The organism is Streptomyces durbertensis (assembly GCF_014156695.1).
Classification (GTDB): Bacteria; Actinomycetota; Actinomycetes; order Streptomycetales; family Streptomycetaceae; genus Streptomyces; species Streptomyces durbertensis.
Window position 1 is genome coordinate 1 of record NZ_WMLF01000081.1, and the last position, 15,844, is coordinate 15,844.

At 72.0% G+C, this 15,844-nt stretch carries 14 protein-coding genes; 8 read left to right on the forward strand and 6 right to left on the reverse strand.

The window, feature by feature from the left end; translation table 11 throughout:
• Nucleotides 1–9 precede the first annotated feature (9 nt).
• A complete protein-coding gene (locus GL263_RS08235) occupies nucleotides 10–837 on the reverse strand; it encodes an ECF subfamily RNA polymerase sigma factor, BldN family (protein WP_182854933.1) in 828 nt (275 codons plus the stop codon).
• Nucleotides 838–1,231: 394 nt separating this feature from the next.
• Nucleotides 1,232–2,203, reverse strand: coding sequence for an HAD family hydrolase (locus tag GL263_RS08240; protein WP_182854934.1), 972 nt, complete (start codon nucleotides 2,201–2,203; stop codon nucleotides 1,232–1,234).
• A 117-nt stretch (nucleotides 2,204–2,320) separates the two neighbouring features.
• Here GL263_RS08240 and GL263_RS08245 point away from each other — a divergent pair, with 117 nt between their 5' ends.
• From GL263_RS08245 to GL263_RS08275, 7 genes are all read left to right on the forward strand, one after another.
• Nucleotides 2,321–2,557: a glutaredoxin family protein gene (locus GL263_RS08245; RefSeq protein ID WP_182854935.1), complete on the forward strand. Its 237-nt coding sequence runs from the start codon at nucleotides 2,321–2,323 to the stop codon at nucleotides 2,555–2,557.
• Between the two features lie 228 nt (nucleotides 2,558–2,785).
• Nucleotides 2,786–3,646 (forward strand): redox-sensing transcriptional repressor Rex, encoded by an 861-nt coding sequence (locus GL263_RS08250; RefSeq protein ID WP_182854936.1) that lies wholly within the window; start codon nucleotides 2,786–2,788, stop codon nucleotides 3,644–3,646.
• Nucleotides 3,643–5,001, forward strand: a complete 1,359-nt coding sequence (locus tag GL263_RS08255) for a glutamyl-tRNA reductase (RefSeq protein ID WP_182854937.1) — start codon at nucleotides 3,643–3,645, stop codon at nucleotides 4,999–5,001. Before GL263_RS08250 ends, GL263_RS08255 begins: the two co-directional genes overlap by 4 nt.
• The gene (gene hemC, locus GL263_RS08260) at nucleotides 4,994–5,995 is read left to right on the forward strand and encodes a hydroxymethylbilane synthase (RefSeq protein WP_182854938.1); all 1,002 of its coding nucleotides are present in this window, start codon (nucleotides 4,994–4,996) and stop codon (nucleotides 5,993–5,995) included. The genes GL263_RS08255 and hemC overlap by 8 nt, the downstream gene beginning before the upstream one ends.
• Nucleotides 5,992–7,674 (forward strand): bifunctional uroporphyrinogen-III C-methyltransferase/uroporphyrinogen-III synthase, encoded by a 1,683-nt coding sequence (locus GL263_RS08265; protein ID WP_182854939.1) that lies wholly within the window; start codon nucleotides 5,992–5,994, stop codon nucleotides 7,672–7,674. Before hemC ends, GL263_RS08265 begins: the two co-directional genes overlap by 4 nt.
• The gene (gene hemB, locus GL263_RS08270; RefSeq protein WP_182854940.1) at nucleotides 7,671–8,660 is read left to right on the forward strand and encodes a porphobilinogen synthase; all 990 of its coding nucleotides are present in this window, start codon (nucleotides 7,671–7,673) and stop codon (nucleotides 8,658–8,660) included. Before GL263_RS08265 ends, hemB begins: the two co-directional genes overlap by 4 nt.
• Nucleotides 8,661–8,726: 66 nt before the next feature.
• Nucleotides 8,727–9,098, forward strand: a complete 372-nt coding sequence (locus GL263_RS08275; RefSeq protein ID WP_182854941.1) for a cupin domain-containing protein — start codon at nucleotides 8,727–8,729, stop codon at nucleotides 9,096–9,098.
• Here GL263_RS08275 and GL263_RS08280 read toward each other — a convergent pair.
• Together GL263_RS08280 and argS are read right to left on the reverse strand one after the other, a co-directional pair.
• Nucleotides 9,085–10,131, reverse strand: coding sequence for a carboxylesterase family protein (locus GL263_RS08280; RefSeq protein ID WP_182854942.1), 1,047 nt, complete (start codon nucleotides 10,129–10,131; stop codon nucleotides 9,085–9,087). The two genes, GL263_RS08275 and GL263_RS08280, sit on opposite strands and share 14 nt — an antisense overlap.
• 123 nt (nucleotides 10,132–10,254) lie before the next feature.
• Complete coding sequence (gene argS / locus GL263_RS08285) at nucleotides 10,255–12,045, reverse strand: arginine--tRNA ligase (protein ID WP_182854943.1); 1,791 nt, start codon at nucleotides 12,043–12,045, stop codon at nucleotides 10,255–10,257.
• A 136-nt stretch (nucleotides 12,046–12,181) separates the two neighbouring features.
• Here argS and lysS point away from each other — a divergent pair, with 136 nt between their 5' ends.
• On the forward strand, nucleotides 12,182–13,894 hold the full coding sequence (gene lysS, locus GL263_RS08290; protein WP_323379298.1) for a lysine--tRNA ligase: 1,713 nt from the start codon (nucleotides 12,182–12,184) through the stop codon (nucleotides 13,892–13,894).
• A 144-nt stretch (nucleotides 13,895–14,038) separates the two neighbouring features.
• Here the strand turns inward: lysS and GL263_RS08295 are convergent, their stop codons facing one another.
• Both GL263_RS08295 and GL263_RS08300 read right to left on the reverse strand, forming a co-directional pair.
• Nucleotides 14,039–14,830: an ABC transporter permease gene (locus GL263_RS08295; protein ID WP_182854945.1), complete on the reverse strand. Its 792-nt coding sequence runs from the start codon at nucleotides 14,828–14,830 to the stop codon at nucleotides 14,039–14,041.
• Nucleotides 14,827–15,819 carry an ATP-binding cassette domain-containing protein gene (locus tag GL263_RS08300; protein WP_182854946.1) on the reverse strand — a complete coding sequence of 331 codons (993 nt, stop codon included), beginning with the start codon at nucleotides 15,817–15,819 and terminating at the stop codon, nucleotides 14,827–14,829. The genes GL263_RS08295 and GL263_RS08300 overlap by 4 nt, the downstream gene beginning before the upstream one ends.
• Between the last annotated feature and the right edge of the window lie 25 nt (nucleotides 15,820–15,844).

The following is a 15,844-nucleotide window of genomic DNA, read 5'->3' on the forward strand; positions in this document are numbered from 1 at the left end:
GTGGCGGGCTCAGCGGGCGTCTTCGGGGAAGAGGCGGGCGAGGGTGCGCACCGCGCGGTACTGGAGGGTCTTGATCGCCCCCTCGTTCTTCCCCATGATCCGCGCGGTCTCGGCGACCGACAGCCCCTGGAGGAACCGCAGGGTGACGCACTCCTGCTGCTGCGGGTTGAGCCGTCGTACCGCGTCGAGCAGAGCGGCGTTGGACAGCGACTCCAGTACGGAGTCCTCCGGGCTGCGTTCGACCTCGTTGGCGTCGAGCATCTCGCCGGTGGTGACCTCCAGCCGGAAGCGGCTGGACTTGAAGTGGTCGGCGACGAGGTTGCGGGCGATGGTGACCAGCCAGGCGCCGAAGTCCCTGCCCTGCCAGGTGAAGGTGCCGATGCGGCGGAGGGCGCGCAGGAACGTCTCGCTTGTCAGGTCCTCGGCGGTGGCCTTGCCGCCCACGCGGTAGTAGATGTACCGGTAGACGGTGTCGGAGTACTGGTCGTAGAGCTGTCCGAAGGCCTCGGCCTCACCGCCCTGGGCCCGTTCGACGAGGTCCATCATCCGGCGGCTGTCGCTGTCCGTGGCCGGCCGGCGGGTGGTGCCGCGGCCGGTGCGGGCGCGTCTGCCGGTCGGCTTGGTGGCGGTGGTGCTCGCGGCGCGGTCGGCGAGCGCGTAGGCGGTGCCCACAGGGGCCGCCGCCGCGAAGGCGGGGACGGCGCTCGCCGAGAGGGTGGCGGCGAGTGCGGAGACGGCGTTCGCCGTGGGGACGGGGACAAGTGCGCGCAGCCGGTGGGCGACCGCTGAACGCAACGTAGCCAGGCCCGAGGCGTCAACCCCGACGTGTGGGTACACGGGACTCCCAGAGGCAGAGCTTCCATCATGGGCAGTTCGGCACGAGTTGCCCCGGGACGGGCGGACGGGTGCCGATTGCGTCTGAGGAGAATAACGCTTCGTGCAGGGCGCACTACGCGTGGTTGCTGAAATCGGCGGATTGCTTTGCTCTCGTATGAGATCCTGGTCGATTGCCCATCAGATGTCTGACGGTTTCTGATCGTTTGGTCGACCGAATGTGTCCGTTTCCCGGCGAGTTGGGCTGGGGTCGCCGGAGGCGCGAGTGCCGGCGCGCGGGGGCGGGTAGTCGTCCGTGATGCGTGCGAGGTCGCGGGGGAACGGAACGGTCACGTCCGGCGGAACGGGTGAAGTCGCGTGAAAGCGGAGGAAGCTCGCAGGTCAGAGCGGCGTCGTGTCAGCGGCGGCGACGCTGCAGCGCGACGGCCGCGGCCGCGCCACCGGCCAGCGCGCCGACCCCGGCCGCGGCCGGGATGCCCACCTTCGCGGCCTTCCGGCCGGTCCGGTAGTCCCGCAGCCGCCAGCCGTTCTCACGCGCGTGCGCACGCAGCGCGCTGTCAGGATTGATCGCATACGGATACCCGACGAGCGACAGCATCGGAATGTCGTTCGCCGAGTCGCTGTAGGCGGCGCAGCGGGCCAGTTCCAGACCCTCCGCCTCGGCCAGCGCCCGCACCGCCTCCGCCTTCGCCGGGCCGTGCAGCGGCTCGCCGACCAGCCGCCCGGTGTACACGCCGTCGACCGACTCGGCGACCGTGCCGAGCGCGCCGGTCAGCCCGAGCCGGCGGGCGATGATCGTCGCGGTCTCCACCGGCGCGGCGGTGACCAGCCAGACCTTCTGCCCGGCGTCCAGGTGCGCCTGGGCGAGCGCGCGGGTGCCCGGCCAGATGCGGCTGGCCATGTACTCGTCGTAGATCTCCTCGCCGATCTCCATCAGTTCGGAGACCCGGTGGCCGGCCACGATGGACAGCGCGCTCGCGCGGACGTCGGCCATGTGCTCCGGGTTCTCGCTGCCGACGAGTCGGAAGTACGTCTGCTGCCAGGCGAAACGGGCCAGCGCGCGAGTGTCGAAGAACTTCCGCTTGTACAGGCCCCGTCCGAAGTGGAAGATCGACGCGCCCTGCATGACGGTGTTGTCGAGGTCGAAGAAGGCGGCCGCGTTGGTGTCGCCGACCACCGGGAACTCGGGCTCCTCCGGTCCCTCTTCGCCGGCGGCCGCGCCCTCGCCCCGGCGCTTCGCGACACGTTCGGCCTCCAGCCCGGCCTCCCGCTCGGCCTTGCGGGCCGCCTCGGCCGCGGCCTCACCGGCCAGGACGCTGCGCGGAGTCGCCGAACGCCTACGAGGTGTGAGCCACGCCAGTGCACCCATGCGGCGAGCATAGCCACTTCACCGGCGCCCTCCGGTTAAGCCCACGTGACGACGGGTGTTCGGGGCAGCCAAGCCGGGATGCGGGCCGGGTGCCCGCGGCGCGCCACAATGGCCGGTATGAAGACTGTGACCCTCATCGGCAAGCCGGGATGCCATCTGTGCGACGACGCCCGGGAGATCATCCGGCGGGTGTGCGAGGAGACGGGGGCGGCCTGGGAGGAGAAGGACATCAACCAGGACCCCGAGCTGTACCGCCTGTACTGGGAGCAGATCCCGGTGACCCTCGTCGACGGCGCGCAGCACGACTTCTGGCGGGTGGACCCCGGGCGGCTGCGCAAGGCGTTGGGCGGCTGACCGCTTCTGGACTACCATCGAGGACGTTTTGCCGCTGGGGGGTCGTCCGCGTGAGGAGTGTGACAGGTGTCCCTGCTGTGGCGTGTGGCGCCCATCACTTCCAAGGGGCAAAACGGACACTATCTTTGTGCACGCGTTCACAAAGACATAGCCTGTGAGAGATGGGGCGGTCCCGGGGCACGCTGTGCGCGCGGTCGCTCACCGCATCGCGTAAACGGCAGGAGCACCGTGGCAACTGGCCGAAACCACCGACCGGCGACGAGCCGCAGCCGAGGGATCCCCGACGCTACCGTCGCCCGACTTCCGCTGTACCTGCGGGCCCTCACGGCACTCTCCGAGCGCTCGGTCCCCACGGTCTCCTCGGAAGAGCTGGCCTCGGCGGCCGGGGTGAACTCGGCCAAGCTCCGCAAGGACTTCTCCTACCTCGGCTCCTACGGGACGCGCGGGGTCGGCTACGACGTCGAGTACCTCGTCTACCAGATCTCCCGCGAACTCGGTCTGACCCAGGACTGGCCGGTTGTGATCGTCGGTATCGGTAACCTCGGCGCCGCGCTCGCCAACTACGGCGGGTTCGCCTCCCGCGGCTTCCGCGTCGCCGCGCTGATCGACGCCGACCCGGCCATGGCCGGCAAGCCGGTCGCCGGCATCGCCGTCCAGCACAGCGACGAGCTGGAGCGGGTCATCGAGGAGAACGGCGTCTCCATCGGCGTCATCGCCACCCCGGCCGCCTCCGCGCAGCCCGTGGCCGACCGCCTGGTGGCCGCCGGTGTGACCTCCATCCTCAACTTCGCGCCGACCGTGCTGTCCGTGCCCGAGGGCGTGGACGTGCGCAAGGTCGACCTCTCCATCGAACTCCAGATCCTCGCCTTCCACGAGCAGCGCAAGTCCGGCGAACTCCCCGACGACGGGCGGGCCGTGCCGGGCACCGACATCGGTGAGGACGCCGGCGGCGGGGTCACCGGTTCCCCGGTCGCGCCGCCCGCCGCGTCCGTCACCAAGCGCACCGCGTCCGCCGCGCCCGCCGCGACTGACCGCCGCGGCGACGAGCCGGGAAATGACGGGGACCTCCCCGCCGTGATGCCGGCATGAGCCTGCTCGTCGTCGGACTGAGCCACCGCAGCGCGCCCGTCAGCGTGCTGGAACGTGCCGCCCTCGCCCCCGAGAGCCGCGGCGTCCTGCTCCAGGACGTGCTCGGCGCGGAGCCGGCCACCGAGGCCGCGGTGCTCTCCACCTGCAACCGCATCGAGCTGTACGCGGACGTCGACAAGTTCCACGCCGGTGTCGCCGAGCTGTCCACCCTGCTGGCCCGGCACGCCGAGGTCGGCCTGGAGGAGCTGACCCCCTACCTGTACGTCCACTACGAGGACCGGGCCGTCCACCACCTCTTCTCGGTGGCCTGCGGCCTCGACTCGATGGTCGTCGGCGAGGGGCAGATCCTCGGCCAGATCAAGGACGCCCTCGCGCTCGCCCAGAACGAGCACACCGCCGGGCGGCTGCTGAACGACCTGTTCCAGCAGGCGCTGCGGGTCGGCAAGCGGGCGCACAGCGAGACCGGCATCGACAAGGCCGGCCAGTCCCTGGTCACCTTCGGTCTGGAACAGCTCGCCGACGGAACCGAGATCGTCGACTGGGCCACCGGCAAGCGCGCCCTCGTCATCGGCGCCGGCTCCATGTCCTCGCTCGCCGCGGCGACCCTCGCCCGGTCCGGTGTCACCGAACTGGTGATCGCCAACAGGACGCTGGACCGCGCCCGCCGGCTCGCCGACTCCCTCGGCGACTACGCCGCGGTCGGCGGCCACGACCCCGCCGCGCTGGACACCCGCGCCGTGCCGATGACCGCCGTCAGCGACGAACTCGCCGCCGCCGACGTGGTCGTCTCCTGCACCGGTGCCACCGGTCTTGTCCTCACCGGTGTCGCCGTGGAGGCCGCCGTGGCCGCCCGCGCCGACGACCGCCCGCTGGCCCTGCTCGACCTGGCCATGCCGCGCGACGTCGACGCCGCCGCGCACCGCGTGTCCGGCGCCCACCTCGTCGACATCGAGTCGCTCGCCGAGGCCGCCGCCGACGCCCCCATGTCCGCCGACGTCGACGCCGTGCGCGGCATCGTCGGCGAGGAGGTCGCCGCGTTCGGCGCCGCCCAGCGCGCCGCGACCATCACCCCGACCGTGATCGCCCTGCGCGCCATGGCCTCCCAGGTCGTCACCACCGAGATGGCCCGGCTCGACGGCCGGCTGCCCGACCTCGACGAACGGCAGCGCGCGGAGATCACCCAGACCGTGCGGCGCGTCGTCGACAAACTGCTGCACGCCCCCACCGTGAGGGTCAAGCAGCTCGCCGGAGAGCCCGGCGGCGCCGGCTACGCCGACGCGCTGCGGGAACTCTTCGACCTCGATCCCCAGACGGTCGCGGCCGTCAGCGAACCGAACAGGAGCGGCCGTGAGTGAGTCAACCGCCACCACCGGCACCGGAGCCGACCGCCCGCTGCGGCTGGGCACCCGGCGCAGCGCGCTGGCCATGGCGCAGTCCGGGCAGGTGGCCGAACGGGTCAGCGAGGTCACCGGCCGGGACGTCGAACTCGTCGAGATCACGACGTACGGCGACGTCTCGCGGGAACACCTCGCGCAGATCGGCGGCACCGGCGTCTTCGTGTCCGCGCTGCGCGACGCGCTGCTCGACGGCGAGATCGACTTCGCCGTGCACTCCCTGAAGGACCTGCCCACCGCGCAGCCCGACGACCTGGTCATCGCCGCCGTGCCGGCCCGCGTCGACCCGCGCGACGCGCTGGTCGCCCGCGACGGCCTCACCTTCGCCGAACTGCCCGACGGCGCACGCGTCGGCACCGGCTCGCCGCGCCGCCAGGCACAGCTCAACGCCTGGGCCGGCTCGCTCGGCCGGCGCATCGAGGTCGTGCCGATCCGCGGCAACGTCGACACCCGCATCGGATACGTACGCTCCGGGGAACTGGACGCCGTGATACTGGCCGCCGCGGGACTCACCCGCGTCGGACGGATCGACGAGGCGACCGAACTCCTCGACCCCCACGAGATCCTGCCCGCCCCCGGCCAGGGGGCACTGGCGGTCGAGTGCGCCGCGACAAGCACCGCGCTCGCCGCCCAGCTCGCCCAGCTCGACGACCGGGACACCCGGATCGCCGTCACGGCCGAGCGAACCCTGCTCGCGGCCCTGGAGGCCGGTTGCAGCGCGCCCGTCGGCGCGCTCGCCGACCTGCGGACTAACGAGCAGGCCGTCACCGAAATGCGCCTGCGCGGCGTCGTCGGCACCACCGACGGCACCACGCTGGTGCAGCTGTCCACCACCGGTCCCGTACCGGCGTCCGCCGACGACGCGACGGCCCAGTCCCAGCAGCTGGGCCGTGACCTCGCCGACGCGATGCTCGCCAAGGGTGCGGCCGGTCTTATGGGGGAGCGCGCACGATGAGCCCCACAACCGCCCACAACCCGCTCACGCCGGCCGCCGGGGCGGCACCGGCCGCACACCGGCACTTCTACGGTGCGAACGGACACGTCACCTTCCTCGGTGCCGGGCCGGGAGACCCGGGACTGCTGACACTGCGCGCGGTCGAAGCCCTCGCGCGGGCCGACGTGCTCGTCGCCGACCCCGAGGTCTACGACGTCGTCCGGGCCCACACGCGGGCAGGGGTGGACACACCACTACAGGCCGTGGCCGACGAGACATCCGCCACAACAAGCGGTGCGTCAGATCTTGTCATGAGGGCCGCACGCAACGGCAAGCGGGTGGTACGTGCGGTGCTCGGCGACCCGGGCCTCGACGCGGGCGCCGGCAAGGAGATGCTGGACTGCGCCTCCGAGGGCATCATCTTCGAGGTCGTGCCCGGCGTCGCCACCGCCGTCGGCGTGCCCGCCTACGCCGGCGTCCCGCTGCGCGACGCGCAGGGCACCGACGTGCGGTTCATCGACCACCGCACCGCCGACGCGAGATGTTGGACCGAGGTAGGCGCCAGCGACGCCACCGTGGTCGTCTCCGCCACCCTGGAGACCGTCACCGCGGCCGCCGGCGAACTCGTCGCCGCGGGCCGCAAGCCCGACACCCCGCTCACCGTCACCGTCGCCGGCACCACCACCCGGCAGCGCACCTGGACCGCCACCCTCGGCACCATCGCGCAGACCTTCAAGCAGGCCAAGGTGCTGCCCGCGGCCGACGGTTCACAGCCCGCGATAGCGGTCGTCGGGGAGCGCAGCGCGGCCGCCCAGCGCGACCAGCTCGCCTGGTTCGAGTCCAAGCCGCTGTTCGGCTGGAACGTCCTGGTGCCCCGCACCAAGGAACAGGCCGCCTCGCTCTCCGAGCAGCTCCGCTCCTACGGCGCCGTGCCGGCCGAGGTCCCGACGATCGCCGTCGAACCCCCGCGCACCCCGCAGCAGATGGAACGCGCGGTCAAGGGCCTGGTCACCGGCCGCTACGAGTGGATCGCCTTCACCTCCGTCAACGCCGTCAAGGCCGTCCGCGAGAAGTTCGAGGAGTACGGCCTCGACGCCCGGGCGTTCGCCGGCATCAAGGTCGCCGCCGTCGGCGAGCAGACCGCCAAGTCGCTCGTCGAGTTCGGCGTCAAGCCCGACCTCGTCCCCAGCGGCGAGCAGTCCGCCGCCGGCCTGCTGGAGGACTGGCCGCCCTACGACCCGGTGTTCGACCCGATCGACCGCGTCTTCCTGCCGCGCGCCGACATCGCCACCGAAACCCTGGTCGCCGGCCTCATCGAGCTCGGCTGGGAGGTCGACGACGTCACCGCCTACCGGACCGTGCGCGCCTCGCCGCCGCCGGCCGAGACCCGCGAGATGATCAAGGGCGGCGGCTTCGACGCCGTGCTGTTCACGTCCTCCAGCACCGTGCGCAACCTCGTCGGCATCGCCGGCAAGCCGCACAACGTCACCGTCATCGCCTGCATCGGCCCCGCCACCGCCAAGACCGCCGAAGAACACGGGCTGCGTGTCGACGTACTCTCTCCGGAGCCGTCGGTGCACAAACTCGCCGCGGCGCTCGCCGAGTTCGGCGCCGAGCGCCGCGCGGCGGCCATCGAGGCGGGTGAACCGGTCAAGCGGCCCAGCGAGAAGCGGCCGACCAGGAGGAGGGCACGTACGTGACCAGTTACGGCAGCTATCCGGCAGCTCGCCCCAGGCGGCTGCGCACCACCCCGGCGATGCGCCGGATGGTCGCCGAACACCGGCTCCACCCGGCCGACCTGGTCCTTCCCGCCTTCGTACGGGAAGGCATCAGCGAGCCGGTGCCGGTGTCCTCCATGCCGGGCGTCGTCCAGCACACCCGCGACACCCTGCGCAGGACCGCCGCCGAGGCCGCCGAAGCCGGCCTCGGCGGGCTGATGCTGTTCGGCGTCCCGCTGCACAAGGACGCCGCCGGATCCCAGGGCACCGACCCCGACGGCATCCTCCAGGTCGCGCTGCGCGACGTCCGCGCCGAAGTCGGCGACGCGCTCGTCCTCATGTCGGACCTGTGCCTCGACGAGTACACCGACCACGGCCACTGCGGCGTCCTCGACGACCGCGGCCGCGTCGACAACGACGCGACGCTGGAGCGGTACGCCGAGATGGCACTCGTCCAGGCCGACGCCGGAGCCCACACCCTGGGCCCCAGCGGCATGATGGACGGTCAGATCGGGTACGTGCGCGAAGCGTTGGACCGCGCGGGCCACGAAGACGTGTCGCTCTTCGCCTACACCGCGAAGTACGCCTCCGCCTTCTACGGCCCCTTCCGCGAAGCGGTCGCCTCCTCGCTCGAAGGCGACCGCAACACCTACCAGCAGGACCCCGCCAACCTCCGCGAGTCCCTGCGGGAGCTGGAACTCGACCTCGCCGAAGGCGCCGACATGGTCATGGTCAAGCCCGGCCTGCCCTACCTCGACGTCCTGCGCGTCTTCGCCGAACGGGTCGACGTACCCGTCGGCGTCTACCAGGTCTCCGGCGAGTACGCGATGGTCGAGGCGGCGGCGGAGAAGGGCTGGATCGACCGCGAGCGGGTGATCCTGGAGACGCTCACGTCGTTCCGCCGCGCGGGCGCGGGGCTCGTCCTCACCTACTGGGCACTGGAGGCGGCGCGCCTTCTGCGCCGCTGAACCCGGGCGGCGCAAAGCCCGGGCCCGCTCCCGGAAGGGGCGGGCCCCGGGGCGTAGCATCCGCGCATGAGCGACAGCATCGAACGGACGTCCGGGGCTCCCTTCGTGGTGCACGTGCCCGACGCCGAACTCGTCCCGGAACCCCTGGACGCCGCGCAGATCGTCTCCGGCGAGCCCGTGGTCACCGGCCGGGTGCTCTGGGAGTCGGCGGACGGCACCCAGTCGAGGGGCATCTGGCAGATCACCCCCGGGGTGGTCACCGACACCGAGGCGGACGAGATCTTCACCGTGCTGAGCGGGCGGGCCACCATCGCCTTCGAGGGCGGGCCGGTGCTGGAGGTCGGACCGGGCGACGCCTGCGTGCTGCGCGCCGGCGACCGCACCACCTGGACCGTCCACGAGACGCTGCGCAAGGTCTACCACATCAGCCTGGGCTGACCGCGCCGCCCGGCGGCCCGTCGCCACCCGTGGCTGACGCGGGGAGCGGACGGGTGCCGTAGACCGGCCCGTACCGCTCGTCCGGCCCGGAGGCGGCGGCGACGGCGGCCGTCGACAGCCGCCTCAGGCAGGCGGCCGCCCGGCCGGTGTCGCGCTCCACGCAGCCGGCCCGCGCCGCGAACTCCCGCCCCTCGCGGAGCGCCCGCGGCAGCTCCCGACGCCGCTCGCCGGCGCTGCACGCCCCGCCGGGGACCTCGGTGTGGTCGAAGAGGTGTGCCGCGTCGGGGGATCGGAGCTGTGCGCAGATGCTTGCCCGGGCGGACCTTGCGCCTGTCAGCGTCATCCGGTCGGGATCACCGCCGAAGGCGCGTGCGTTCCGCTTCACCCAGTGCAGGGCGGCCTGCTGGTCGGCGAGTGCGAAGTTCCCGGAGTCGCCGAACGCCGGGTGCGCGAGGTGGCCGAACGCTCCGAGGCGGTGGTGCACCGTCACCACCACGGCGTCCTCCCGTTCCGCGAGGCCGGTCGCTTCCACCGGGTCGCCGGCGCGGTGCGGGGGCCGGCCACGGTGCGGGGGCTCGCCGCCGTGCAGCCACACCACCACCGGCTTGTCCGCGCCGACGGTGACGTGCGGCGGCGTGGTGACGTTCAGGTACAGGCAGTCCTCGTCGCCCACCACGCGCCCGTCCAGCGGCCGCGGGCAGCGCGGTCCCGGCTTCCTCGCGTCCCGGGTGCCGTCCCAGCCGGGAGCCGGCTCGGGCGGGCGCCAGCGTCGGTCGCCGACCGGCGGCGCGGCGTACGGGATGCCCTGGAACACGCGGGCCCGCTCGCCGACCGCCCCGCGTACGGCGCCCTGGTCGGTGCGGACGACCGTGCGGTCCGGGTCGTCGCCGCGGGCGTCGTCGGCGGTGGCGAGCGCGGCGGCGGTCAGCGCGGTCGCGACCGCCGCCAGTGCCACGCCGCGCGCGGCCCGTTGGGCGCGGAGCCGGCTGAGCACGGTCCGCGCCGCCAGAGTTGTCCCCCTCAACCTGAACATGCCTCAGACGTTACGGAGTCGATGTTCCCTTCGGCATCCGAATTGCCCCCGGTTCCGGGGTGGTTCAGGCACCACCCCTAGGGGTGTGGCAGGCCCCACCCCTAGACCGGACGGGTGGGTGTGTCAGAGGCGGTCGGGGGTGCGGATGCCCAGCAGGGCCATGCCCTCGCGCAGCGTCCGCGCGGTCAGCTCGCACAGGAAGAGCCGGTTGCCGACGGTGCGGGCGTCCTCCGCGCGCAGCACCGGGCACTGCTCGTAGAAGCCGGTGAAGTGCGTCGCGAGGCCGTAGAGGTACGCGGCGAGCTTGTGCGGCTCGTAGGTCTCGGCGACGGCCTCCAGCGTCTGGGAGAACTCGTCCAGGTGCAGCCCGAGAGCGCGTTCCGCCGGGGCCAGCGCCGGCTCCTCCTGGGCGACTGGAGTGAGGCCCCGCTCGGCGGCCTTGCGCAGGATCGACTGGATGCGGGCGTACGCGTACTGGAGGTAGACGCTGGTGTCGCCGTTGAGCGAGACCATGCGGTCCAGGTCGAAGACGTAGTCGCGGGACATCGACGTGGACAGGTCCGCGTACTTCACCGCGCCGATGCCGACCTGCGCGGCGCGCTCGTTGATCTCCTCGTCGGTGAGGTCGCGGGCCTTCTCCCGGACGACGGTCTCGGCGCGCTGGACGGCCTCGTCGAGCAGGTCGACGAGCCGGACCGTCTCGCCCTCGCGGGTCTTGAACGGCTTGCCGTCCTTGCCGAGGACCGTGCCGAACGCGAGCTGGCGGGCCGCGCCCTCCGGCAGCCACCCGGCGCGGCGGGCCGTCTCGAAGACCATCTTGAAGTGCAGCGCCTGCCGGGCGTCCACGACGTACAGCAGGGTGTCGGCGTGCAGGTTGCCGACCCGGTCGCGGATGGCGGCCAGGTCCGTGGCGGCGTAGCCGAAGCCGCCGTTGGACTTCTGCACGATCAGCGGCGTCGGGTTGCCGTCCGGGCCCTTCACGTCGTCGAAGAAGACGCACAGCGCGCCGTCGGAGCGGACGGCGACGCCGGAGGACTCCAGGTCGGCGACGACCTGCTGGAGGCTGTCGTTGTAGGCGCTCTCGCCGACGACGTCCTCGTCCCTGATCTCCACGTCGAGCTTGTCGTAGACCGCCTGGAAGTAGATCTTCGACTCGTCGACGATCTTGTGCCAGAGGTCCAGGGTCTCCTTGTCGCCGCCCTGGAGCTGCACGACGCGGTCGCGGGCGCGGGTCTTGAACTCCTCGTCGGAGTCGAAGAGCGCGCGGGACGCCTTGTAGAGCCGGTTCAGCCGGGACATGGCGGCCTCGCCGCTCTCACTGCCCTCGCCGCCCTGGCTGTCCTGGCCGTCCGACTTGTGGTCCAGCTCGTGCGGGTGCTCGATCAGGTACTGGATGAGCATGCCGAACTGGGTGCCCCAGTCGCCGATGTGGTGGCGGCGGACCACGTTCTCGCCCCGGTGCTCCAGGATGCGCATGACCGCGTCGCCGATCACCGTCGAACGCAGGTGGCCGACGTGCATCTCCTTGGCGACGTTCGGCTGCGAGTAGTCGATCACCGTCGTGCCCGGCTGCTCGGCGAGCGGCACGCCGAGGCGGTCGTCGGCGGCACGGGCGGTCAGCGTCCGCATGATCGCCGCGTCGGTCACCGTGATGTTGAGGAAGCCGGGACCCGAGACCTCGATCTCGGCGATCTCCGCGTCCAGCCCGTTCAGCCGCTCCACGACCTGGCCGGCCAGCTCACGCGGGTTGCCCTTCAGCTTCTTGGCCAGGGCGAGCATGCCGTTGGCCTGGAAGTCGGCCCGGTCGCTTCGTCGCAGCAACGGGTCCGCGCCGGCGGCCTCCGGCAGGGCTGCCGAGAGGGCGTCCGCGACGCGCTGGTTGACCGTTGCGGCGAGTGAGGGGACCGATGCCATGAGTCGTAGCCGTTCCGTCGAAGTCCGTCAGGTGGCGTGGGATCACGCCAGTATTCCATGTGACAGCACGCTTGCTCAGGATGGGAGAATGGGGGCGTCAGCCGTACGAGCGCAGAGCGAGAAGGAAGTACCGGACGTGGCTCAGACCACCCCCGAGGCCGACTGGGTCTCCCGATTCGCGGACGAGGTCATCGCCGAGGCGGAGCGTCGCGCGCCCGGCAAACCCATCGTCTGCGCCTCCGGGCTCAGCCCGTCGGGTCCCATCCACCTCGGCAATCTGCGCGAGGTCATGACCCCCCACCTGGTCGCCGACGAGATCCGCCGGCGCGGCCACGCCTGCGAGCACATCATCTCCTGGGACGACTACGACCGGTACCGCAAGGTCCCCGCCGGCATCGACCCGTCGTGGGAGCAGCACATCGGCAAGCCCCTGACGGCCGTGCCCGCGCCGCCCGGCAGCGAGCACCCGAACTGGGCCGAGCACTTCAAGGCCGCCATGGTCGACGCGCTGCGCGAGCTGGGCGTGGAGTTCCGCGGCATCAGCCAGACGCAGATGTACACCTCCGGCGCCTACCGCGAGCAGATCCTGCTGGCGATGCGCGAGCGCGACACGATCGACGCCGTGCTCGACCGCTACCGCACCAAGGGCAAGAACGGCGCCAAGAAGAACCAGAAGCCCGTCGACGAGGCGGAGCTGGCGGCCGCCGAGGGCTCCGGCGCGGCCTCCGAGGACGACGGCAGCTCCGGCGCCGGCTACTACCCGTACAAGCCGTACTGCGGCGCCTGCGGCACCGACTTCACCACGGTCACGTCCTACGACGACACCACGACCGAGATGGCCTACGAGTGCCGCTGCGGCCACCGCGAGACGGTGCTGCTGAACGAGTTCGACCGCGGCAAGCTGGTGTGGAAGGTCGACTGGCCGATGCGCTGGGCCTACGAGGGTGTGGTCTTCGAGCCCTCCGGCGTCGACCACTCCTCGCCCGGCTCCTCGTTTGTCGTCGGCGGGCAGATCGTCCGCGAGGTCTTCGGCGGCGAGCAGCCCATCGGCCCGATGTACGCGTTCGTCGGGATCAGCGGCATGGCGAAGATGTCCAGCTCCAAGGGCGGCGTGCCGATCCCCTCCGACGCGCTGGAGATCATGGAGGCGCCGCTGCTGCGCTGGCTGTACGCCCGCCGCCGGCCCAACCAGTCCTTCAAGGTCGCCTTCGACCAGGAGATCCAGCGCACCTACGACGAGTGGGACGCGCTGGTGAAGCGGATCGACGAGGGCACCGCGCAGCCGGCGGACGTCGCCGCCCACGCCCGGTCGGTGCGCACCGCGACCGGTGCTCTGCCGGTCACCCCGCGCCCGCTGCCCTACCGCACGCTGGCGTCCGTGGCCGACGTCACGCAGGGCGCCGAGGACCAGATCCTGCGCATCCTCGGCGAGCTGGACCCGGCCAACCCGGTCGAGAACCTGGACGTCACCCGGCCCCGCCTGGACCGCGCCGAGCGCTGGATCAGCACCCAGGTGCCCGAGGACCAGCGCACCCGGGTCCGCGAGGAGCCCGACGCCGAACTGCTGGCCTCCCTGGAGGACCACCAGCGCGAGGCGCTGCGGCTGCTGCTGGACGGCCTCGACGAGCACTGGTCGCTGGACGGCCTGACGACGCTGGTCTACGGGGTGCCGAAGGTGCAGGCCGGGCTGACGCCCGAGGCCAAGCCGACGCCCGAACTGAAGGTCGCCCAGCGGGAGTTCTTCGCCCTGCTGTACCGGCTCCTGGTCAGCCGCGACACAGGTCCCCGCCTCCCGACACTGCTGCTCGCGGTGGGCGCCGACCGGGTCCGCAAGCTGCTCGGCGCCTGACCCGGCTCCGGCTCTCGGCGCCGTGATCCTCGCCCTCGGGCGGTGCGCTCCCTCTCGGAGCGCACCGCCCGAGGCGCTATCCGGCGTCCGCGTTCCGCCCTCCGCCACGTCTCCCGCCACTTCCTCCGCCACGCCCCCGCCGCCTCACGCCGGGTCGCGGTCGAACCTCGACGTGGCCCAGAGGTAGCCGAGCACGGTCAGGCCGACGCTCCAGGCGACGGCGAGCCACCCGTTGTGGCCGATCTCGGTGCCGAGCAGCAGCCCGCGCAGGGTCTCGATGGCCGGGGTGAACGGCTGGTACTCGGCGACCGGCTGGAACCAGCCCGGCATCGCGTCGACCGGGACAAACGCGCTGGACAGCAGCGGCAGCAGGATCATCGGCAGCGTGTTGTTGCTGGCTGCCTCCGCGTTCGGACTGATCAGGCCCATGCCGACGGCTATCCAGGTGAGCGCTGTGGCGAAGAGCACGATCAGGCCGAACGCCGCCAGCCACTCCAGCGCCCCGGCCCCCGAGGTGCGGAAGCCGATGGCGACGCCGACGGCGCCCACGAGCACCACGCTCAGCACCGACTGGAGCACGCTGCCGACGACGTGCCCGACGAGGACCGAACCGCGGTGGATCGCCATCGTGCGGAAGCGGGCGATGATGCCCTCGGTCATGTCGTTGGAGACGGACACGGCCGTGCCGACGACCGTGCCGCCGATGGTCATCAGCAGGATGCCGGGGACGATGTAGGCGAGGTACGCGGAGCGGTCCGCGCCGCCACCGCCGATGCCCGCGCTCATCACGTCTCCGAAGACGTAGACGAAGAGCAGCAGCATCATCACCGGGGTGAGCAGCAGGTTCAGCGTCATGGACGGGTAGCGCCGCGCGTGCAGCAGGTTGCGCCGCAGCATCGTGGACGAGTCGCGCGCGGCCAGGGTGAGGGTGCTCATCGGACGGTCTCCTCGGAGGTGTCGGGGACGGCGGTGCCGCCGGTCAGGGCGAAGAACACGTCGTCGAGGTCGGGGGTGTGCACGCTCAGCTCGTCCGCCTCGACGTCGAGGGAGTCGAGCCAGTCGAGGATCGAGCGCAGCTCGCGCTGGCCGCCGTCGCTGGGGATGTGGAGGGTGAGGTGGGTGTCGTCTCCGGTGGCCTCGCGCAGGGCGTCCGCGGCGAGGCGGTAGGCGGCGGGGTCGGTGAAGCGGAGGCGGACGTGCCCGCCGCGGACCAGCCGTTTGAGTTCGTCGGCGCTGCCCTCGGCGGCGATTCTCCCGTCGTTCAACACCGCGATACGGTCGGCGAGTTCGTCGGCCTCCTCCAGGTACTGCGTGGTGAGGAAGACGGTGACGCCGTCGGTGACCAGCTCCCGGATGATCTGCCACATGTTGTGGCGGGAGCGCGGGTCGAGGCCGGTGGTCGGCTCGTCGAGGAAGATGATCCGGGGTGCGCCGACGAGCGTCATGGCGATGTCGAGGCGGCGCTTCATGCCGCCGGAGTAGGTGGAGGCCGGCTTCCTCGCGGCCTCCACGAGGTCGAAGCGCTCCAGCAGTTCGGCGGTGACGCGCCGCCCCTCTCGTCTGGAGAGGTGGTGCAGGTCGGCCATGAGGAGCATGTTCTCCTCGCCGGTGATCAGCCCGTCGACGGCGGAGAACTGCCCGGTGACGCCGATCGCGGCGCGTACCGCCTGCGGTTCGGCGGCCAGGTCGTGGCCGCCGACGCGGATCCCGCCGGACGCGGGGTCGGGTGAGATGAGCGTGGAGAGGATCTTGACGACGGTCGTCTTGCCGGCGCCGTTGGGGCCGAGCAGTGCGAAGACCGAGCCGGTCGGGATGCGCAGGTCGACTCCGTCGAGGACCAGCTTGTCGCCGTAGGACTTACGCAGTCCGGTGGCGAAGACCGCGAGGTCCGGGTCGTGCTCGTTCGGTCGACTGGATGTGGGCATGACAGATGAAGGCACGGGGCCCTCC